General features: G+C 64.6%; 21 protein-coding genes and 3 tRNA genes. 8 read left to right on the top strand and 16 right to left on the bottom strand.

The features are described 5' to 3' along the window. Window positions 1-4 precede the first annotated feature (4 nt). The 3 genes from AB4Y73_RS11130 to AB4Y73_RS11120 all read right to left on the bottom strand — a co-directional run bounded on the left by AB4Y73_RS11130 (window position 5) and on the right by AB4Y73_RS11120 (window position 3,441). On the bottom strand, window positions 5-1,060 hold the full coding sequence (locus tag AB4Y73_RS11130; protein WP_441871497.1) for an enoyl-CoA hydratase/isomerase family protein: 1,056 nt from the start codon (window positions 1,058-1,060) through the stop codon (window positions 5-7). After that, window positions 1,060-2,559, bottom strand: a complete 1,500-nt coding sequence (locus tag AB4Y73_RS11125) for a CoA-acylating methylmalonate-semialdehyde dehydrogenase (RefSeq protein WP_441871495.1) — start codon at window positions 2,557-2,559, stop codon at window positions 1,060-1,062. Before AB4Y73_RS11125 ends, AB4Y73_RS11130 begins: the two co-directional genes overlap by 1 nt. Before the next feature lie 93 nt (window positions 2,560-2,652). Then, on the bottom strand, window positions 2,653-3,441 hold the full coding sequence (locus AB4Y73_RS11120) for an IclR family transcriptional regulator (protein ID WP_441871493.1): 789 nt from the start codon (window positions 3,439-3,441) through the stop codon (window positions 2,653-2,655). Window positions 3,442-3,640: 199 nt separating this feature from the next. On the opposite strand from AB4Y73_RS11120, the gene AB4Y73_RS11115 reads away from it, so the two are divergent. The 4 genes from AB4Y73_RS11115 to AB4Y73_RS11100 all read left to right on the top strand — a co-directional run bounded on the left by AB4Y73_RS11115 (window position 3,641) and on the right by AB4Y73_RS11100 (window position 6,673). Continuing rightward, window positions 3,641-4,360 (top strand): CoA transferase subunit A, encoded by a 720-nt coding sequence (locus tag AB4Y73_RS11115; RefSeq protein WP_441871491.1) that lies wholly within the window; start codon window positions 3,641-3,643, stop codon window positions 4,358-4,360. Between the two features lie 49 nt (window positions 4,361-4,409). Next, a complete protein-coding gene (locus AB4Y73_RS11110) occupies window positions 4,410-5,081 on the top strand; it encodes a 3-oxoacid CoA-transferase subunit B (protein ID WP_441871489.1) in 672 nt (223 codons plus the stop codon). Continuing rightward, window positions 5,078-6,262, top strand: coding sequence for an acetyl-CoA acetyltransferase (locus AB4Y73_RS11105; protein ID WP_441871487.1), 1,185 nt, complete (start codon window positions 5,078-5,080; stop codon window positions 6,260-6,262). The genes AB4Y73_RS11110 and AB4Y73_RS11105 overlap by 4 nt, the downstream gene beginning before the upstream one ends. A gap of 207 nt (window positions 6,263-6,469) precedes the next feature. Then, on the top strand, window positions 6,470-6,673 hold the full coding sequence (locus AB4Y73_RS11100) for a cold-shock protein (RefSeq protein ID WP_013599688.1): 204 nt from the start codon (window positions 6,470-6,472) through the stop codon (window positions 6,671-6,673). Between the two features lie 99 nt (window positions 6,674-6,772). On the opposite strand, the gene AB4Y73_RS11095 is transcribed toward AB4Y73_RS11100, so the two are convergent. Further along, window positions 6,773-7,906, bottom strand: coding sequence for an acyl-CoA dehydrogenase family protein (locus tag AB4Y73_RS11095; RefSeq protein WP_441871706.1), 1,134 nt, complete (start codon window positions 7,904-7,906; stop codon window positions 6,773-6,775). Between the two features lie 162 nt (window positions 7,907-8,068). Here AB4Y73_RS11095 and AB4Y73_RS11090 point away from each other — a divergent pair, with 162 nt between their 5' ends. Genes AB4Y73_RS11090 through AB4Y73_RS11080 form a run of 3 tightly spaced genes read left to right on the top strand, consistent with a single transcriptional unit; the run spans window position 8,069 to window position 11,663 of the window. After that, window positions 8,069-9,823: an AMP-binding protein gene (locus AB4Y73_RS11090; protein WP_441871485.1), complete on the top strand. Its 1,755-nt coding sequence runs from the start codon at window positions 8,069-8,071 to the stop codon at window positions 9,821-9,823. 48 nt (window positions 9,824-9,871) lie between these two features. Beyond that, window positions 9,872-10,678: an exodeoxyribonuclease III gene (locus AB4Y73_RS11085; RefSeq protein ID WP_441871484.1), complete on the top strand. Its 807-nt coding sequence runs from the start codon at window positions 9,872-9,874 to the stop codon at window positions 10,676-10,678. Window positions 10,679-10,712: 34 nt separating this feature from the next. After that, window positions 10,713-11,663 (top strand): hypothetical protein, encoded by a 951-nt coding sequence (locus AB4Y73_RS11080; protein WP_441871482.1) that lies wholly within the window; start codon window positions 10,713-10,715, stop codon window positions 11,661-11,663. A gap of 37 nt (window positions 11,664-11,700) precedes the next feature. On the opposite strand, the gene AB4Y73_RS11075 is transcribed toward AB4Y73_RS11080, so the two are convergent. The 12 genes from AB4Y73_RS11075 to AB4Y73_RS11020 form a co-directional block, all read right to left on the bottom strand. Next, complete coding sequence (locus tag AB4Y73_RS11075) at window positions 11,701-12,753, bottom strand: LacI family DNA-binding transcriptional regulator (RefSeq protein ID WP_441871481.1); 1,053 nt, start codon at window positions 12,751-12,753, stop codon at window positions 11,701-11,703. A gap of 31 nt (window positions 12,754-12,784) precedes the next feature. Further along, a complete protein-coding gene (locus AB4Y73_RS11070; protein ID WP_441871480.1) occupies window positions 12,785-13,762 on the bottom strand; it encodes a carbohydrate ABC transporter permease in 978 nt (325 codons plus the stop codon). Next, a complete protein-coding gene (locus tag AB4Y73_RS11065; protein ID WP_441871479.1) occupies window positions 13,759-14,724 on the bottom strand; it encodes a carbohydrate ABC transporter permease in 966 nt (321 codons plus the stop codon). The genes AB4Y73_RS11070 and AB4Y73_RS11065 overlap by 4 nt, the downstream gene beginning before the upstream one ends. Before the next feature lie 91 nt (window positions 14,725-14,815). Beyond that, a complete protein-coding gene (locus AB4Y73_RS11060; protein WP_441871478.1) occupies window positions 14,816-16,153 on the bottom strand; it encodes an ABC transporter substrate-binding protein in 1,338 nt (445 codons plus the stop codon). Between the two features lie 286 nt (window positions 16,154-16,439). Then, window positions 16,440-17,051: a hypothetical protein gene (locus tag AB4Y73_RS11055; RefSeq protein ID WP_441871477.1), complete on the bottom strand. Its 612-nt coding sequence runs from the start codon at window positions 17,049-17,051 to the stop codon at window positions 16,440-16,442. Further along, window positions 17,048-17,617, bottom strand: coding sequence for a DUF6286 domain-containing protein (locus AB4Y73_RS11050; protein WP_441871704.1), 570 nt, complete (start codon window positions 17,615-17,617; stop codon window positions 17,048-17,050). Before AB4Y73_RS11050 ends, AB4Y73_RS11055 begins: the two co-directional genes overlap by 4 nt. A gap of 74 nt (window positions 17,618-17,691) precedes the next feature. Then, window positions 17,692-18,072: a hypothetical protein gene (locus AB4Y73_RS11045; protein WP_441871476.1), complete on the bottom strand. Its 381-nt coding sequence runs from the start codon at window positions 18,070-18,072 to the stop codon at window positions 17,692-17,694. Beyond that, window positions 18,069-18,260, bottom strand: coding sequence for a hypothetical protein (locus tag AB4Y73_RS11040; protein WP_275214020.1), 192 nt, complete (start codon window positions 18,258-18,260; stop codon window positions 18,069-18,071). Before AB4Y73_RS11040 ends, AB4Y73_RS11045 begins: the two co-directional genes overlap by 4 nt. After that, entirely contained in the window at window positions 18,257-18,742 is a 486-nt protein-coding gene (locus tag AB4Y73_RS11035) for an Asp23/Gls24 family envelope stress response protein (protein ID WP_441871475.1), read from the bottom strand. The genes AB4Y73_RS11040 and AB4Y73_RS11035 overlap by 4 nt, the downstream gene beginning before the upstream one ends. Before the next feature lie 144 nt (window positions 18,743-18,886). Next, window positions 18,887-18,962, bottom strand: a tRNA-Phe gene (locus AB4Y73_RS11030). A 48-nt stretch (window positions 18,963-19,010) separates the two neighbouring features. Further along, window positions 19,011-19,084: transfer RNA gene (locus AB4Y73_RS11025), tRNA-Asp, on the bottom strand. Window positions 19,085-19,175: 91 nt separating this feature from the next. Continuing rightward, window positions 19,176-19,248 (bottom strand) — tRNA-Glu (locus AB4Y73_RS11020). Between the two features lie 168 nt (window positions 19,249-19,416). Between AB4Y73_RS11020 and AB4Y73_RS11015 the strand changes: the two genes are divergently transcribed. Next, window positions 19,417-20,436 (top strand): PHP domain-containing protein, encoded by a 1,020-nt coding sequence (locus tag AB4Y73_RS11015; RefSeq protein WP_441871474.1) that lies wholly within the window; start codon window positions 19,417-19,419, stop codon window positions 20,434-20,436. The last annotated feature ends 7 nt before the right edge of the window (window positions 20,437-20,443 follow it).

Genomic DNA, 20,443 nt, shown 5'->3' with positions numbered 1-20,443 from the left:
ACTCCTATAACTGAAGTTGGAGCTCACGGTCGCCCAGGGGCGCGAAGTAGTGCTCGACGTCGGCCGCACTCACCTCGGCGAGGGACGCGGGCGTCCACTGCGGATTGCGGTCCTTGTCCACCACCTGCGCACGGATGCCTTCGCGGAAGTCCGGGCCTTCAAGGGACCGCAGCCCCACCCGGTATTCCTGCGCCAAGGCTTCCGGGAGCGAGAGCCCGCGCACCCGCCGCAGCGATGCGAGCGTGAGCTTTACAGCCGTCGGCGACTTCGCTTCGATGGTGGCGGCAGCGTTCGCGGCCTCGCCGCCCGCGGCCCGAAGCCGGCGCACAATCTCTTCGGCGTCGTCGGTGGCGTAGGCGGCGTCGATCCATTCCCGCTGTTTTTCCAACGCCGAGGCCGGCGGTTCCTGGACAAAACGCGCGACGGCGGCATCCGCCGTCGCGCTTTCCAGCGCTTCCGCCAGTGCCGGAAGGTCTTCTGACGGCACAAAGTGGTCCGCGAGCCCGAGGAACAGGGCATCAGCTCCGCTCAAGTGGGCGCCGGTGAGGGCCGAGTGCGTCCCGGCTTCACCCGGCGCGCGGGACAGCAGGAGCGTGCCGCCGACGTCGGGTACAAAACCGATGGTGGTTTCCGGCGTGCCGGTGCGGGTGCGCTCGGTGACAATACGGACCGAGCCGTGCGCCGAGATCCCCACGCCGCCGCCGAGCACCAGGCCGTCCATGAGGGCAACGTACGGCTTGGGGTAGCGGGAAATGAGCGCATTGAGCCGGTATTCGGTGGTCCAGAACTCCGGCGCCTGGCCTGTGCCCTCCACCATGTCCCGGTAGATGGCCACGATGTCCCCGCCTGCACACAGGCCACGGTCGCCGGCGCCGCGGACCAGGACGGTGGCCACGGAATCGTCGCCGGCCCAGGCGGTGAGCTGCTCCAGAATGGCCGTGACCATGCCAAGGGTGAGGGCGTTGACGGCTTTGGGCCGGTTGAGGGTGACGACGCCCAGGTGTCCGCGGCGTTCGAAGAGGACGTCGGCGGTTTGCTCCGCTCCGGGGAAACCAGTCATCAGCTGCCGGCCGGCATCACGAAGCTGGCGCCCTGGCGGATGCCGGAGGGCCAACGGGTGGTGACCGTTTTGGTCTTGGTGTAGAAGCGGAACGCGTCGGCGCCGTGCTGGTTGAGGTCCCCGAAGCCGGACGCCTTCCAGCCGCCAAAGGTGTAATACGCGATGGGCACCGGGATGGGGACGTTGATGCCCACCATGCCCACCTCCACGCGGCTGGCGAAGTCGCGGGCGGCGTCACCGTCGCGGGTGAAAATCGCGACGCCGTTGCCGAACTCGTGCTCGGAGCAGAGCCTGAGCGCTTCGTCGTAGTCAGCTGCGCGCAGGACGCTGAGGACGGGACCGAAGATCTCTTCCTTGTAGATCTTCATGTCCTTGGTGACGTTGTCGAAGAGCGTGGGGCCCACCCAGAAACCGCCGTCGTAGCCGTCCACGGTGAGCCCGCGGCCGTCAGCCACCAACGTTGCGCCTTCGTCCACGCCGGACTGGATGTAGCCCTCAATCCTGTCTTTGGCGGATTCAGCCACCACGGGGCCGAAATCGGACTCCTTGTCCAGGCTGTGGCCAACCTTGAGGCCCTTGACGCGCTCGGCCAGCTTGGCCACCAGGGCGTCGGCGGTTTCCTTGCCCACGGGTACGGCGACGGAAATGGCCATGCAGCGTTCGCCGGCGGAACCGTACCCGGCACCGATCAGGGCATCGGCGGCCATCTCAAGATCGGCGTCGGGCATGATCACCATGTGGTTCTTCGCGCCCCCGAAGCATTGCGCGCGCTTGCCGTGCGCTGCAGCCGTGGCGTAGATGTATTGGGCGATCGGGGTGGAGCCCACAAAGCCGATGGCCTTCACGCGCGGGTCCTCCAGGAGTGCGTCCACTGCTTCCTTGTCCCCGTTGACCACGTTGAAGACGCCGTCCGGAACCCCGGCTTCGCTGTACAGTTCGGCGAGCCGCAAGGGCACGGAGGGGTCGCGCTCGGACGGCTTGAGGATAAAGGCGTTCCCGGCGGCGAGCGCCGGGCCGGACTTCCACAGCGGGATCATGGCGGGGAAGTTGAAGGGGGTGATACCGGCAACCACGCCTAGGGGCTGGCGCAGTGAGTGGACATCGATGCCCTGCCCGGCGCTGTCCGAAAACTCGCCCTTGAGCAGGTGCGGGGCGTTGGCGGAAAACTCCACCACTTCGATGCCGCGCTGGATGTCGCCCTTGGCGTCCGGGAAGGTCTTGCCATGCTCGGAGGACAGCAGGGTGGCGAGCTCATCCATGTTCTCGTTGACCAGGTCCACGAATTTGAGCAGGATCCGGCCGCGGCGCTGCGGGTTCATGGCCGCCCATTCAAGCTGGCCCTTCTCGGCGTTGGCCACCGCGTTGGCCACTTCCTCCTTGCTGGCCAGCGGCAGCCTGGCCTGCACCTGCCCCGTGCAGGGGTCGTAGACGTCGCTGAAACGCCCGGAGGTGCCGTCGACCCGCTGGCCGCCGACGTAGTGTGAAAGCTCGTGCACCATCGAATGCTCCTTCGCATGTGGTCATCTTTGAACCCGAATCTACTCGGACTTCCTACTAATTTCTAGGGGGCTTCCGGGTTGGCGTGCCGGGCCTTAGCCGGCGTGCACAGGCCTCGCTGCGGGCAGCTTGGCACTCATCCGGTGGGCTTCCTCCATCAGCAGTTTGCCCAGGAATTCCTGCCGCTCCGCGCGGAACCGGGGCTCGATGCCTGTCAGCGACAGCGCGCCGACGGGGCGGCCCTGTTGGTCGAACACGGCTGCCCCCATGCCCCAGCTTCCCTCCAGGACCAGGCCGGGATTCACGGCGTAGCCGTGCAGCCGGGTCCGTTCGAGGTTGCTGCGGACCACGTCTTCGCGGTGTCCGGAAGCAAAGGTTCCGGCATGCTCATCCCAGGTGGACAGGATGGCCTCCTGGTCCCCGTCCGGCAGGAAAGCCATCATGGCCGTCCCGGCCGACGCCACCCCGAGCGGAAAGCGGACTCCTTCGTGCAGGACGAACGAGCGCACCGGGAAACTGCCCTCCTCGCGCAGGACGCAGACCGCCTCGTGGCCCCGGCGGATGGAGTAAAAAGCGCTCTCGCCCGTCTCCTCGGCCAGTCGGCGCAGGCTGGGCCGGGCGATGTCTTCAAACGGGAAGCGGGCAGCTGCCACGGATCCCAGCAGGAAAATCTCCGGGCCCAGGATCCAGTTGCCGCTGCCGGCATCGTGGTCCAGGAGCCCTTCGGCAGCGAGGGACGTCAGGAGCCGGTGGACCGTGGGCCGGGTCAGGCCGGATTCCCGGACCAGGCCGGCGAGGGAGCTGCCCTCGGGCTTCCTGCCGACCAGGCGCAGCAGTGACGCCACCCGTCCCACCACCTGCGTTCCCTGGACTCCACTACTCACTTTTGCCTCCCAGACGAAAGAATTCCTCCACAATGTGGACACCCCTCAGCCTACCGTCCACGCTATGAAATATCCGCTGTTCTTGGCAATTTAGGTCATTGACCCGCCTGCACGCCCTCTCTAGGCTCCTACATCAAGCCCGTTGTCCACAAAGTGGATAACGTCGCAGGCTCTGACCACTCGATGACGAGGAGATGGAATGTCCAAACTTCAATCCAACGCCGGCACTATCCTGCAGGATCTGCTCCGGGACGGCATGACGCTGGCCGTGGGCGGCTTCGGCCTGAGCGGGATCCCGGCGGACCTGATCGAGGCTGTCCGCGATTCCGGGGTCCGCGACCTGACGGTCGTGTCCAACAACATGGGTGTGGACGGCAAAGGCCTGGGCATCCTGATCGAGGCCGGCCAGGTCCGCAAGGTCATCGCCTCCTATGTAGGCGAGAACAAGCTCTTTGCCGAGCAGTACCTCGCGGGACAGCTCGAAGTGGAGTTCACCCCCCAGGGCACCCTGGCGGAGCGCCTCCGGGCCGGCGGCGCCGGCATCCCCGCGTTCTACACCAAGACCGGCGTGGGCACCCTCGTGGCCGAAGGCAAGCCGCTGGCGGAGTTCGACGGCGAAACGTACGTTCAGGAGCGCGCCATCCGCGCCGACGTCGCGCTTGTCCACGCGCACACCGCGGACACGGACGGGAACCTGATCTACCGCTACACGGCCCGGAACTTTAACCCGGTGGTCGCCACCGCGGGCGCCGTCACCGTAGCGGAAGCCGAAGTCATCGTGGCGCCGGGCCGGCTTGATCCAAACCACATCGTCACCCCGGGCGTCTATGTCCAGCATCTGGTCCAGGCAAGCGGCCGGGTCAAGGACATCGAACAGCGCACCGTCCGCCCCCGCACCGCGGCAGCGGTCCCCGCCTGAACCAGGCAATCACCGACCCCACTGACTTTCTAACCCCAAGGAGAACCCCATGGCCTGGACCAGGGATGAAATGGCTGCCATCGCAGCCGAGGAACTGAACGACGGCGACTACGTAAACCTGGGCATCGGCATCCCCACGCTGGTGGCCAACAACCTGCCCGACGGCATCCGCGTGGTCCTGCAGAGCGAAAACGGCCTGCTCGGTATGGGCCCCTTCCCGTATGAGGGCGAGGAAGACGCCGACCTCATCAACGCCGGCAAGCAGAGCGTCACCGTGCTCGACGGCGGCAGCATCTTCGACTCCGCCACGTCCTTCGGGATGATCCGCGGCGGCCACGTCAAGGTGGCCATCCTGGGCGCCATGCAGGTCTCCGGCAACGGCGACCTCGCCAACTGGACCATCCCCGGCAAAATGGTCAAGGGCATGGGCGGTGCCATGGACCTCGTGGCCGGCACCCCGCGCGTGGTGGTCCTGACAGAACACAACGCCAAGGACGGCACCCCCAAAATCGTTACCGAGTGCACCCTGCCGCTCACCGGTCTGAGCTGCGTGGACCGGATCATCAGCGACCTTGCCGTATTTGACCTGAAGAAGGCAGGCGATGGCCGTCGTCGGCTCACACTCACACGGCTCGCCCCCGGCGTCACCCTGGTGGAAATACATGAAAAGACGGAAGCGGCATTCGATATTGCCCTTGAACTTGAAGGAGCCACGGCATGAGCCTGCAGGAACAGTTTGGCAAGGATGTCCTGCTCACCGGTTGGGGCCACAGCCGCTTCGGCAAGCTGACCGACGAGACCCTTGAATCCCTGATCGTGCAGGTGGCCACCGAAGCCATCAGCAACGCAGGCATCGAGCCAGGCCAGATCGACGAGATTTACCTGGGCCAGTTCAACTCCGGCATGATGCCTCTTGCCTTCCCGTCCTCACTGGCGCTCCAGGTCTCCCCCGACCTTGCCAACGTGGCTGCCACCCGGGTGGAAAACGCCTGCGCTTCCGGTTCGGCCGCCTTCCAGCAGGGCACCAAGTCCCTCCTGGCAGGCACGGCGAAGACCGTCCTGGTGATCGGCGCGGAGAAAATGACCCATGCCGGGGCCGACGTTGTTGGTGCCGCCCTGCTGGGTGCGGACTATGACATGGCAGGCCAGACCTCCACCACGGGGTTCACCGGCCTGTTCGCCGACGTCGCCAAGCACTACCAAAAGCGTTACGGGTCAGTCTCTGACGTGCTCGGCACCATCGCGGCGAAAAACCACCGCAACGGGGTGGACAACCCCTACGCCCAGCTCCGCAAGGACCTCGGCGAGGAGTTCTGCCGCACCGTGTCGGACAAGAACCCCATGGTTGCCGATCCGCTGCGCCGTACAGACTGCTCTCCCGTGTCCGACGGCGCCGCCGCCGTGGTGCTCTCCACCTCACCGACGGGCGGGGCAACTGCGCCGGTGCGGCTGGCGGGCTTCGGTCACGCGAACGACTTCTTCCCTGCCGAACGCCGGGACCCTACGGCTTTTGCGGCCACGCGCACGTCCTGGCAGCGTGCACTGGCGATGGCCGGCGTCGGGCTTGAAGACCTGGACTTCGCAGAAGTGCACGACTGCTTCACCATCGCCGAACTGCTCATGTACGAGGCCATGGGACTGACCGAACCCGGGCAGGGCGCCCGTGCCGTGACCGAGGGATGGGCGTTCAAGGACGGCAAGCTGCCCATCAACGTTTCCGGCGGGCTCAAGGCCAAGGGCCACCCGGTTGGGGCCACCGGCGTGTCCCAGCACGTCATCGCCGCCATGCAGCTCACCGGGACCGCCGGTGACATGCAGCTGGGCCGCGCCCGGCGGGCTGCGGTCCAGAACATGGGCGGCGTGGGCATCGCAAACTACGTCAGCGTCCTAGAGTCCGTCTGACACAGCAACGCGGGGTCAGATGTGGCCGCTGCATGGCTCAAGAACGGCGCATAATTCAGACACTATTCAATAACAGGAGTGACAGTTGGTGACCGCAGCTATTGCACGGCCACCGTACACCCCCTAGGTTTGAGAGTGCGGACCACAGTTTCCGCGTCTGCCTGCCGTCCGAGCAGGACCAGAAAAGGGTTACAAAGGAAGTTAGCAATGGCAACAGGCACAGTTAAATGGTTCAACGCTGAAAAGGGCTTTGGTTTCATCGCTCCGGACGACGGATCCGCCGATGTTTTCGCGCACTACTCAGCAATCGCCAGCAGCGGCTACCGCTCCCTGGACGAGAACCAGAAAGTCGAATTCGATGTGACCCAAGGTCCCAAGGGCCCGCAGGCAGAGAACATTCGCCCGCTGTAAGGTTCTGATTAACTGCCCTGGCCATGCTGCGAAGCGTGGCCAGGGCAGTTTTTTGTTAAGCGAATAGTGCTTACTAGAGTCAGCTCTTAACGGTCCGCACTAAACGAACGCGGATTTCCCCGTGACAGCCCGGCCCACGATCAGCGAATTGATTTCGTAGCTGCCTTCATAGGTATATAGGATTTCGGCGTCGCCAAAAAGCTTGCCTATTTCATAGTCGGCGCTAATACCGTTGCCGCCCAGCAGCGACCTGCCCATGGCAACTGAAGAGCGCGCCAGCCGGGTGCAGGTGGATTTCGCCATGGCAGCCTGGGCCATCTCCAGTTTTCCGTCTGTTTGGATCCGGGCGAGCTGTGCCATCAGCGCCAGTGAGGCGGACGCGTTGCCGAGGATCTCCGCCAGCTGCTGCTGGACCAGCTGGAAGCGCGCCAGCTCCTTGCCGAACTGCCGGCGTTCCAGGGCGTAAGCCCGGGCGATGTCGAACGCGGCCAGCTGAATACCCGCACCCTGCCAGCCAACCCAGGCCCGGGAGTCCCGCAGGAGGTCGTTGGCTTTGGCGAAGTCCGTGGCCCCCGGAAGCAGGTTGGACTCGGGAATCCTGACGTTGTCCAGTGCGATGTCCGCGTTCTGCATGATCCGCAGGCCGATCTTGTTGGCAATCTTGGTGGCCCGGTACCCCGGACGGTCCGTCTCCACGATGAAGCCCTTGATCTGCCCGTCCGCCTGGTCCCGGGCCCAGACCAGCGCAAAGTCCGCTATGGTGCCGGAGCCAATCCAGCGCTTGGCTCCGTTGATGACCCACTCGCCGTTCTCCAACCGCGCGGACGTCTCCAGCCCGCCGGCAATATCCGAGCCATGCTCCGGTTCTGTCAGGGCGAACGCACCCAGCTGGGTGAACGCTGCCAGTCCGGGCAGCCACCGCTGCTTCTGCTCCTCGGAGCCCAGGGCGTCGATCATGCCCACGATCAGTTCGTTGTGGATTCCCACCAGGGCAGAGAGTGAAACGTCCGCCCGGGCCACCTCGACGTACATCAGGCCTTTGAACAGCTTCGAGGTGCCGTCCGTCTGGAGCTGCCCAAGCCCGCGCTTGCCCAGCTCAGCCAACATCCCGAAGGGGAACTCCTCGCGGTTCCAGTAGTCGATGGACGCGGGCCGCACCGTGGACTGGAGAAACGCCCGGGTGTCCAGGTACCGGTCACGCTCGGCAGCCGGCAGCAGGTCCACTATGTACATCAGGTCGGCATCGGGAAACGGCGGGAGGCCTGTCACATCAAGCCCACGTCCTAATGGCTGCACGGTTTGTGGTCCCTTCGGTCTTCCAAACTCTTGGATGTCCTAGTATATTGCAAAGGGTTGGGTATTAGTGATGCGCATCACGTGGCGAAAGGTCTCTCCTTGTCAGTGACCGATGATTTCCGGGAAGCACGGGACCACCTGCTGGCACTCCGTTCCGACTACCACCGCGCCAGGCGTGAATTCCGCTGGCCGCAGTTTTCAGAGTTCAATTTCGCACTCGACTGGTTCGATCAGATCGCCGCCGATCCTGCGAAGGCCAACCGCCCCGCCCTCGTGATCGTGGAGCAGGACGGCTCGGCGACGCGCCGGAGTTTCGCCGACCTCGCGGCGCGGTCAAACCAGGTGGCCAATTGGTTGCGGAGCCAGGGGATGCGCCGGGGCGACCGGATGATTGTGATGCTGGGCAACCAGGTGGAGCTGTGGGAGCTAATGCTTGCGGGGATCAAGCTTGGCATCGTCCTGATCCCCACCACCACACTGATGGGGCCCGCGGACCTGGCCGAACGGGTGGAACGCGGCGAGGCGCGCTGGGCCGCCGTCGGACATTCCAACATCGGCAAGTTCGCCGGCGTTCCCGGCAATTACCGCCTGATTGAGATCGGCCCCGCATCCGGCACTACAACAGCGGCGCTCCAATATGGGGACTCGGCGACGGCGCCAGCCACCTTCGAACCCGGCGCCCCCACCAGGGCAGATGAGACGCTCCTGCTCTACTTCACGTCCGGGACAACGTCCAAGGCCAAGCTGGTGGAGCACACGCATACGTCGTATCCCGTGGGGCATCTGTCCACGATGTACTGGATCGGCCTGGAACCGGGCGACGTGCACCTGAATGTCGCCTCCCCCGGCTGGGGCAAACACGCGTGGTCCAACTTTTTCGCCCCGTGGATCGCGGAGGCGTGTGTTTTTGTCTACAACTATGAACGGTTCGATGCCCGCGCCCTGATGGAGCAAATGGACCGTGAAGGCGTCACCAGTTTCTGCGCCCCGCCCACGGTGTGGCGCATGCTGATCCAGGCCGACCTGAAACTGCTGAAAACTCCTCCGAGCAAGGTGGTTTCGGCCGGTGAGCCGCTGAATGCCGAGGTGATCGACCAGGTGCAGCGTGCTTGGGGCCAGACCATCCGCGACGGCTTCGGGCAGACCGAAAGCACGGTTCAGGTGGCCAACACGCCGGGCCAGCCGGTAACCATTGGTGCCATGGGGCAGCCGCTCCCCGGCTACGACGTGGTGCTGGTGGACCCAAATACCGGGGAGGAAGCGGACGACGGCGAGCTGTGCCTCCGGCTGGACCACCGGCCTGTGGGCCTGATGAAGTCCTACTACGGCGACGCCGCGAAGACGGCGGATGCTTTCCGCGGCGGGTATTACCATACCGGCGACATGGCCAGCAGGGACAAAAGGGGAACCATCACCTACGTGGGCAGGGACGATGACGTCTTCAAGTCGTCGGACTACCGGCTCTCGCCGTTCGAACTGGAAAGCGTGCTCCTGGAACACCCCGCAGTGGCCGAAGCGGCGGTGGTGCCGTCGCCGGACGCGCTCAAACTTTCCCTGCCGAAGGCCTACGTGGTCCTGGTGGCGGGGCTGGAGCCGGGACCCGAGTTGGCGGAGGACATCCTGCGGTACTGCCGTGAACACCTGGCACCGTTCAAGCGCATCCGCAGGCTCGAATTCGCTGCGCTGCCCAAGACGATCTCGGGCAAGATCCGCCGGGTGGAGCTGCGGCATCGCGAGGAAGCCAGGCATGGCACCGGAACCAGGGAGACGGCAGGAAAGTCTGCAGGGAAGGACACGGCTGCCGGCTTCGGGGTCGAGTACTCCGACGCAGATTTCCCGGGGCTGAAAGGCTGAAGCGCAAGGCTTTCCCCGCACCTGCACGGCCAAGGTAAGTTAGGGACTGTGAAGATTGCTACCTGGAATGTGAACTCCCTCCGTGCCCGCGCCGACCGTGTCGAGGCCTGGCTGCAGCGCAGTGACTGCGACGTCCTGGCCATCCAGGAAACCAAGTGCAAGGACGAGAACTTCCCGTGGGAGCTGTTCGAACGCATGGGTTACGAGGTGGCTCACTTCGGCGTCAACCAGTGGAACGGTGTGGCCATCGCATCCCGGGTGGGCCTGGAAGACGTGGAGCGCACGTTCCTGGACCAGCCCGCCTTCGGCAAGGAAGGCAAGGACCCCGTCCAGGAGGCCCGTGCCATGGCAGCCACGTGCGGCGGCCTCCGGATCTGGAGCCTGTATGTGCCCAACGGCCGCTCCCTCGACGACGAACACATGCCGTACAAAATCAAATGGCTTGAATCCCTCAAGGACCACGCACAGAGCCTGGTCGCCGCGAACCCCGACGCCCAGGTTGCGCTCATGGGCGACTGGAACATTGCCCCGTTCGACGACGACGTCTGGGACATCGACCTTTTCGTCAACGACAGGTACACCCACGTCAGCCCGCCGGAACGCGCCGCCTTCCACGCCTTCGAAGAGGCCGGGTTCAAGGACCTGGCACGCGAGTACACGCCCGGGCCCGGCGTCTACACCTACTGGGACTACACCCAGCTGCGGTTCCCGAAGAAGGAGGGCATGCGCATCGACTTCGTGCTGGGCTCCCCCGCCCTGGCCGCCCGGGTCACCGGCGCGTCCATCGACCGCGAGGAACGCAAGGGCAAGGGCGCCTCGGACCACGCCCCTGTCATTGTGGAGCTGGCTGACTGATGACCGCTGCCGGGGCCCGGGAAGGGAGACTGCGGTGACGGGTAACCTCTACCGGGGCCAGGCCGGCCTGCCATTCTCCTCAACGCTCCGGGTCTACGAACCGCTGGAAGCCTTCCCCGAAGGGCAGCGGGAAGCCATCCGGGCCGCCGGCGCACGCGCGGCCTCCCGGGCCGCCGTCGAAAACGCCGAGCTCTTGGCTTCGCTGGGCCGAATCACCCGCGCCGGAGGGGACCCTTTCCCCACCGGGCGTACGGACCTGGTCAGGGTGACCAGCGCTCCCGGCGTAGCGCGTCACGCGGCTCCGCAGGCAGGCGCCCCGGGGGCGGGAACGTCCGACGCCGGTGCTGCCGCCGGCCCGGATGGCGAGTCCCTTACGGGCGGTGCCGAGCGTATTCTGCTCTACTGTCCGAGCCAGCTTGTCCTCCGCGCCGGGCTCGCCGCCAACGCCCTGATGGAAGGGATCCACGGCCCCCTGGCTGAGATGTTGATTCCGGAGGAACAGCGGGACAAACATCAGGAACGGATTGACCAGGTCAAGGCCCGGGATGGCAGCATCCGCGTGCATACCCGCGCCTCCACCTGGGGCATACCTTTCAGCTGGTTCTCGCTGTTTGCCGAGGGCGACCACAAGGATGTAGTGGAATCCGGCGGCCGCATCCTCACGGTCAGAGTGTGGGCCCCCATCACCGAGGCCATGGAACGGGCACGCTACGCGGTGGCTAACCTGGCCCTGGCGGCGCCCGACCTGGACATGCTGGATGACCTGGCCCAGCTGACCGAGTGGCTGGAGATGTTCCACGTCAATTCCATGGTGGAGCTCGACTACGGCGCGGTCGCGGACAAGGTGTACCCGGATGAATCGCCCATGGACATCCGGCTGGGCATCGAGTGCCTCGCCGAGGGGGACATGACCGGTGCCGCGGCAGCCTACCGGCGGCTCGCCTCCCGCTGGATCCCCATCCGGCAGCTCGCGCGCGCCTCCTGACCATAGCTCCGTAAACCCTTGGCCGAGGTGCGCAGCCTCAGGAAGGAGGCGCCGCCGTCGTACGCCTGACGATGAGCTGGTGGGGCGCGACGGCGGAACGAACTGCCCCGGCCACACCGTTCAGTTCGTCGAGGAGCATCTTGGTGGCCAACTCTGCCTGCTCATCCGGCCGTTGCCTCACCGTGGTGAGGCCCATTGCGTCCGCGAAATCGTGATCGTCGATGCCCACCACCGACAGATCCTCCGGCACCCGGACGCCCGCCCGCGCGGCTTCGAAGATAACGCCCATGGCCATCTCGTCACTGGCGCAGAAGATGGCGGTGGGCTTGGAGCCAGGCTGGGCCCAGAGCCGCCTGAACGCTTCCTGGCCGCTGCGGAGTGTGAAGTCTCCCCACTCGTCCCATTCGGGCCGGACGGGGAGCACCGCGGCGCCCATCACGTCCTTAAACGCCTGGATCCGCACGCGGGGAACGTCGAAGTTGAGGTCCGTGTCGGCGTCTCCGTGCAACAACGCAATGTCCCGGTGGCCGAGGTCGATCAGGTGCCGGACTGCGGTGGATGACGCGGCGTAGTCGTCGATACCGATGTACGCGCACTCCTCCACATGCCCGCCCACCACGATCAGCGGGATGTCAATCTTCTGCAGGTGGTCCAACTCATCAGGGGTCAGTGCCATACACAGGACCAGCAAAGCGTCGATCTGCTTATAGACCATGGTCTTGCTGAAGAGCCGTTCCCTGTGGCTGCCGTGCCCGCCGAGGTTGAACAGCGACAGGTTGTACTGCCTGGCGTGAAGTTCCCGGTCCGCGCCTTCAATGGCTTTGGAAAAAAACCATCGGCTCACAAAAGGAGCCAGGACGCCCATGGTCCTGGTGCGGCCGGTGGCCAGCCCCGAGGCGGACGACGACGCCACGTAGCCCAGGGCCTCCGCCACCTCGAGGATCTTTTCCCGGGTGGCGGGCGAAACCCTGGGCAGCCCCCGCACGGCCCGCGACACCGTTGCCGTGGATACTCCGGCGGCTGCAGCCACGTCCTCGATGGAGACGCCGCTGTGGCCCCCGCGTTGCGACCTCTCCGTAATGCGTGCCACGGTTTCCCCTCATGGACGAATCGTCCCTGGCTCAGCCCTTGAGTCCGCCGGCGAGCAGCCCGCGGACAAAGTAACGCTGCAGGCCAAAGAAGACAGCCAGCGGAGCGATGATGGACACGAAGGCCGCCGCGGGGTTCAGGTAGTCCCTGCTGCCGCGGGTACCGGAGATCTCTGCGAGCCGTTGGGTGATCGGAGCAACGTCCGCCGTTCCGCCGGAGAACACCAGGGCAACCAGCAGGTCATTCCACACCCACAGGAACTGGAAGATCGCGAGCGAAGCCAATGCAGGCACCGACAGCGGCAGGATGATCCGCCAGAAGATCGTGGTGTGGCCGGCCCCGTCCACCTTGGCCGCCTCGATCACTTCGCCCGGGATTTCCGAGATGAAGTTGTGGAGGAGGAAGATGCCCAGGGGAAGGCCGAACATCGTGTGCGCAATCCAGAGCTGGGCGTAGGATCCCGGCGGAATCTGAAGCACCTGGGTGAACAGCGTCAGCAGCGGGATCAACGCCATCTGCAGGGGGATGATCTGGAGGGCGAAGACAAAGATGAATGCTGCCTCGCGGCCTTTGAAATTGCCCCAGGCGAAGATGTAGGCCGCCATGGAGGCAAGCACCAGCACAAAGACCGTTACCGGGATGACGATCGCCACGGAGTTGGCGAAGTACTGGGACAGGTTGGCGGACTGCGATCCGGCAGCTGCAGTGACGTCCACATAGTTCTTGAACGTAAAGTCCCAGTCGGTAAAGAAGTTCCACCAACCATCGGAGCGCGGCCCCACCTGCTTGGCCGCCGGGCGGAAGGAGGACACCAGGAGGCCAAAGGTCGGCACCGTCCACACGGTTGCGATGATCACGGCGGCGGCGGTAGCCCACCGGGACGTGAGCTTGTTCTTAACGCGCCGCATGATGGGCGCGGAGTCCTCCGGCGAGGCGGGACGGCCGTTTGCTGGGCGCACCTTGGTCCGGGAAGTGTTCGCTGCCTCATCCGGCGCTGGCATGACTGTCATCGGATTTCCCTTTGCTGACGAAGTACGCGGGCGTTGTAGACCACGATGGGCAGGACCAGAAGGAAGAGAACCAGGGCAAGCGCTGCACCCCTGCCAGGTTCGCCGGCACGGAACGCCTGGGTATACATCTCATTGGCGATCACCGAGGTGTCGTAATTACCCGCTGTCATGGTGCGGACAATGTCGAAGACCTTCAGAGTCGCGATGGTGATGGTTGTCAGGACCACCACCAACGCGCCGCGGATACCCGGGATAGTGACGTTCCGGAACTGCTGCCACGGGTTGGCCCCGTCCAGCCGGGCCGCCTCCACGAGTTCCATCGGCACGCCCTTGATGGCTGCCGAAAGGATCACCATGGCGAACCCGGTTTGAATCCAGACCATGACGATGATGAGGAAGATGGTGTTTTCCGGAGCGTCGAGGAGGAACTGTTTGGGGTCCATGCCGAGGGCAACCCGGATTGCGTTGATCACGCCGGTCTGTTCGATGGAGGGGCCGCGGTAGTCGTAAACCAGTTTCCAAATGATGCCGGCACCCACAAACGAGATGGCCATGGGCATGAACACCAAGGCTTTAAGGACCTTCTCGCCGCGGGCTTTGTCGATAAAGACCGCGTAGGCGAGGCCGAAGCTGGTGGAGAGCAGCGGCACCAGGATGGTCCAGATGATCGTATTCCGGAGTGTAGCCAGCGCTGCGGGCTGGGTGAACATCCAGACGAAGTTATCCACGCCGTTCGCTTGGCCCGAAGCATCCGTAAAGGCCAGAAAGGATGTCTGAACGGCCGGATAAACAAGGCCGACCAACATCAGGATTGCCGCCGGCGCCAGAAAGCCAACGATCGTTACTTTGTCTTTGACTGATTTGGGAGCCCTGTCCACAATCAGCATGATCAGCCCGATAAGCGCGGCAAAAACCGCTAAAGCTATAAAGACTTGAAGAAACTTTCCTCCAAGGAATTCCATTGCCCAACCTCCGTGGTGTGCGTGGATCAGATAGTGCGGAAGACACCGCGCCCTTGGGACTCAAGATCCCAAGGGCGCGGTGTGAAGGAGGTCAGCCCTTCGGCCAGCTGCTTTCGATGCTGTCAGCAACCTGCTGGGCCGGGGTGCCGTTGATCCATGCAACGATGCCCTTCCAGAAGGAGTTGGAGCCTACTGCGCCGGGCATCAGGTCAGAACCGTCGAAACGGAATACCGTCTTCGGATCCTGGAGGAGTGCGATGGACTGCTTGTCGAGTTCCGTCTGCGCGTTCGCCGGGTCCAGTCCCTTGTTCGCGCTGATCACGCCACCGAGCTTGACCCGGTTGTTGGCGAACTCGGCGCTGGCCAGGTAGGCCTGGAAGGCCTGCACCTCGGGGGTGTCCTTGTACGCGCCCACCATTTCGCCGCCGCCGGTGATTGCCTGGCCCTTGCTGGCATCAATCGGCGGCGTCATGAACGCCCACACGTCGCCGTCGGGAGCCACTTTGGTCCCTTCCGGCCAGTTGGCGGCCTGGAAGTTGGCCTGGTGGTGCATGGCGCACTGCCCATCGAGGACAGGCTGCCCTGCCTGCGCGAAGCCGGTGCTCAGGATTGAACGAACGTCGCCGAAACCGCCGTTGACGAATTTGTCGTTCAGGAGGATCTCACCGGTCTTGTTCATGGCAGCCACGATCTTGGGATCGTTGAAGGGAATCTGGTGGCTTACCCACTGGTCATAAACCTCGGGTCCCTGGGCACGAAGGACAACGTCCTCCACCCAGTCAGTGCCCGGCCAGCCGGTCGCTTCGCCCGATTCGAAGCCCGCACACCACGGCTTCATGGTGCCGTCGTCGGCGATCTTCTTGGACAGCGTCAGCATTTCGTCCCAGGTCTTGGGGACGGCCCAGCCTTTATCCTTGAAGGTCTTCGGGGCGTACCAGACGTAGCCCTTGACGTTGGCCAGCATTGGAGCGGTATAGAAGACGCCGTTGACGGTGCCGTACTTTTTCCAGTCAGCGGACCAGTTTTTGTCCACCAGATCGGAAACTGCCTTGGGCGCGGACTTCAGGTTGCCGGCCTTGGCCTGGTCGGCCATGAGTCCGGGCTGGGGGAAGATGGCGATGTCCGGCGCGTTTCCTGCCTTGGCCCGGACCCCGATCTGGGTCTCGAATTCCTTGCTGCCCTCGTACTTGATGGTTGCCCCGGTGCACTGCTCGAACGGCTTGAACGCAGACTCGAGGTTCGTCGCCTCGATATCGACAATAGTGGAGTAGACGGAGACGGTTTTCCCGTCATGCTTGCCGTAGCTCGCGTAGGCCGAGCAGTCAACGTTCTTGGTATCCGCCCCACCCCCGGAACTGCTGCACGCCGTCAGGGCTAACGCCAGTGCTCCGGTTGCGGCAATCGGAAGCAGATATTTGCGGTTATTCATTTGCTGATGACTCCTCGGTGAGTTCCAGAACAGGTGCGTGTGCAGTTACTGAAGGCCATGGACGTGGTACGGGTCACACAGTAACTAGGTTTTCGCGCTAAATGCAAGCGTTTACACCGCGTCGTGTCCGAAAGGAGACCTGGGTCAAGAACCGGTCCCGGGAGCACCAAAGGTGTCACCGGCGCAGGAACAATGCATTCGGACCTATGCCCTGAGACGTCTCCCCGGGGTAGACCCGAATTGGGCCGGAGGGCTGGTTGGGCGGGCAGCCCGGGATAGATCTGTGCTAGCGGACCCGCTCGGCGCGGCTGAACCGTGTCCGGGCCCCGGCACCGATGTGGATCAGGACGGGCGTTGGTTTTCCCACCACTGCGTCCAAGGCCGCCACGAGCGCCGTGACTTCCGCCGCCAAGAGGTGGGGCGCGACGCCCTGGCGCGGTTGAAGCCTGATTTTCAGGGCCGGCGTGCCGTGGACGTCGTAGGTGGCCACCGTGGCACCGGCAAGATCCGGGCGTTCCGCCAAGGCATGCTTCAGCGCCTGCTCTGCGACTCCCCCGCTGATCCGCACGTCTCCGGGGACGGCTCCGGGATCGAAATCGGTTACCAGCAGGTTGCTTCGGCCTTTGCCCTGCTGGGCAATCCAGGCAACCATAAGGCCAATCAAGACCACCAGTGCGAGGGCCATGATGATCCACAACCAGCTTTCGGGGCGGCCGGGAAACTGGGTGCTGGCAAAGGCCTGATTGAGCCCGTTCCAGGCCGCAGCCGACCACCCGTGCCACCACGTCCCCACGGCGGGGACCGTGGCCAGCAGCACCAGGAGGACGCCCACCGCGAACAGTTTGAATCCAAGGATTCCGATCAGGATGCGGTTGAGAAGCGCGGGTGTGCTGGTCATGCGCCAATCACCCCTGCCGTGGAAATGTTCACGCGGACCTCCGGTAGCGGATCCAGCTCCATCTCCCTGAGTTCGTCTTCGACGGCGGCAAGCACCGCCTGCTCCGTCACCGGCACTCCTGAGGTGGGCCGGACATTGACGGTGACCTGCCGCTGCGAGACCACCACCATGACCTGTTCCGGAGTGACATTGGCGGCAAGCGTGGCCCTGCGGGCCAGGGCCGACGCGATGACCTCGTCATCCACCACCACGGCGGTGGAGAAACCGCCGCCGCTCAGTACGTGCCGCGCGCGCCTACCGGGCAGCACGGCGTTGAGCAGAAAAAAGAGCCCCACCATCGCAATCACGGCACCGCCGGCACCGAGCAGCAGCGGGGGAAATCCGGCGGGCAGTGCAACGATCCGCTCAGCGGCCAGTTGGGGTTCGATCAGCCAGGCCGGTTGCCCTATGGCGTGCACGGCCGATTCGAGCAGGCCGTAGCCCGCGACTGCCATAACTAGCACGGCCGCCACCACCGAAAGTGCCGCCCGCGGTGAATGCGTCTCCCGGTGGACTACCCTGCGCATGTCCAACTGACGTCCGTTGGGCGCCGGGGCCGCCTCCCTGGGGCCCGCCACGTGCTCATCCACCAACTTGTGACTCACTGGACCCTGCCTCCCTCGCTTGGCTTGACACCGCTGATTCGGATATCCACCCTGCTCAGGCGCGCGCCGCTCAACGCCGTCACGGTGGAAAGGATCCTGCTTTTGGCCTCCACCGTCCGGTCCCAGATGGGTCCACCGAACGCGGCCACCCTGCCGGCATCCCGCAGCACGGCAGTCAGGGGCGGAATCCTGATGGGCGAGACAAGCGTCAGAGCCAGCAGGCCGTCGTCGTCAGACCAGTCCGCCCGTACATCGTGCGCCTCCACTCCGAGGGCCTCGGCAGCCGCTGCTTTTGCAAGGCTGGTCAGGGCCTGTGTGCTGATCCGGTTATGACCATTCAGCCCCTGTCCAGAAACGGAGGGTGCGGCCGCGGTCATGATGAGGAGCGCCGGCCGATGATTGCATCCATGACGCCGCGCAGGTCCAGTTTTCCTTCTGCAGCGCGGCCCAGCAGGGCCCCGATGGCCATGAAGAGGAGCGATACCAGGAAGCCCCACAGCCCGAATTGAAAGGACATAAACGCCACGAACGCGCCCACGGCGATGCCCACTACGGTCAGGTTCACAGCAGAGCCTCCCTCTCTGTGGCCACAGGGGCGGCCGCCTTGGGCGGCGGCGCCACGTAGACGTCGGTTACTTCGACATTGACTTCAATGACCTGAAGGCCAACAAGTTCCTCGACGGCGCGGTACACCGATGCGCGGACTTGATCGGCAAGGGAGTGGAGCGGGGTGCCGTAGGAGGCCACGAGGCTGATGTCCACGGCCACCTGCGTCTCGCCTACCTCGGCACGGACACCGGCGGCATGGTCTGAGCTGCCAACTGCATCCCGGATGGCACCAAGAGCCCGCGACGGAACGGAGCCTAGGGAATATACGCCGGGCACGGCGCGCGCGGCAATGCCGGCGACCTTTGCCACGGCCGCTTCAGCGATCACGGTGCGGCCATGGCCGGGCACAGGTGCCGTGCCGGCGAGCTGACTGGCAGCAAGCGGACCGGCATCAAACTGGCGCCCGGTCGAATCGGGTTGTGGGTTCTGGTATTCCATCAGGCACTTCCCCTTCTGTTGTTTCCAACCCTATCCCCTGGCCGTGACAACCTGCTGGAATTTTGCGCGGCCCGCCAGGCCGCGCACTCCGCAGCACCGGTTAAAGAAGAAAAGCACCAGTTCCGAAGAACTGATGCTTCCCAGTGGTGGCTCCGACCGGCGTCGATCCGGTGACCTTTCGATTTTCAGTCGAACGCTCTACCAACTGAGCTACAGAGCCTAGGTGACATGTCACCATGACCGCCGAAATCTCTTCCGGCAACCAGAGCGACCCTGACGGGACTTGAACCCGCGACCTCCGCCGTGACAGGGCGGCGCGCTAACCAACTGCGCTACAGGGCCTTGCTTTTCTTGCTTCGCAGTATGACTACCGCGTTTTTTCAAGGCTTCCAGCTTACCAGACAATTTCTGCCTGCCTGACCAGTTCCTTGCGTACCCCCAACGGGATTCGAACCCGTGCCGCCGCCGTGAAAGGGCGGTGTCCTAGGCCGCTAGACGATGGGGGCCAGAACCCGTTCGGAACAAAAGAAAAGGCTTCGGGCCGAGGCCGTCAGTCTTTGTCGTTTGGTGTTTCTCCGAACTGGACTCTAAAACTATAGGGCCTTGGACGGAATATTCCAAAATCGCGCGGGGAAGCCCTCATCGAAGTCGCCTGGACAGGCGAAGATGGACAGATGGATGCCGTTGCTGCGCTCAATGAGATTGCCTTCTGGCTGGAGCGCGGACGCGCTGCCACCTTTAAGGTTCAGGCTTTTCGCAAGGCAGCCGGGGTCATCGCGGGCCTGCCCTCCGCCGAGGTGGAGGCCCGCGCCCGGGACGGCAGGCTCAAAAGCATGAAGGGAATCGGCGACCGGACCTACCAGGTGGTGCGCCAGGCGGTGGACGGCGAAGTGCCGGACTATCTCGCAGATCTCCGCCTGAAGGGGCAGGAGCCGCTGGACGACGGCGGGGCCGAGCTGCGGAAGTCCCTGCGCGGCGACCTCCACAGCCACAGCGACTGGTCCGACGGAGGGTCCCCCATCCCTCTGATGGCTGCGGCGGCGAAGGTGCTGGGCCGCGAATACCTTGCCCTCACCGACCACTCGCCCAACCTGACCATCGCCAACGGCCTCAGCGTGGAGCGCCTCACCGAGCAGCTCGACGTCGTGGCAGGGCTCAACGCCGGCAACACGAACGGCTTCCGGCTCCTCGCCGGCATCGAAGTGGACATCCTGGAATCCGGCGAGCTGGACCAGGCGCCGGAGATGCTGGACCGGCTGGACATCGTGGTGGCCAGCGTCCACTCCAAACTCCGCGCGGACCGGAACACCATGACCGAGCGCATGTTGGGAGGCATCCGGGATCCGCACACCAACGTCCTGGGCCACTGCACCGGCCGCCTCGTGGAAGGTTCACGGGGCACCCGGCCCCAGTCCGAGTTTGATGCCAAGGAAGTCTTCGCTGCCTGCGCCGAACACAACGTGGCCGTGGAGATCAACTCGCGGCCCGAGCGGCAGGACCCGCCGGACGACCTGATCCGGCTTGCCCTGGACGCCGGCTGCCTGTTCTCCATCGACAGCGACGCCCACGCCCCGGGGCAGCTCGACTTCCTCCAGTACGGAGCGGCCCGCGCCGCCCGGAACGATGTCCCTGCCGAGCGGATTGTCACCACATGGCCCCTGGACCGGCTTCTGGCGTGGGCGGCGAAGGACTGACGCAGGC

Source organism: Pseudarthrobacter sp. TAF60_1 (assembly GCF_052113505.1).
Classification (GTDB): Bacteria; Actinomycetota; Actinomycetes; order Actinomycetales; family Micrococcaceae; genus Arthrobacter.
Note: the sequence above shows the minus strand (reverse complement) of the source record. Positions and strands in the feature narration are given on the sequence as shown.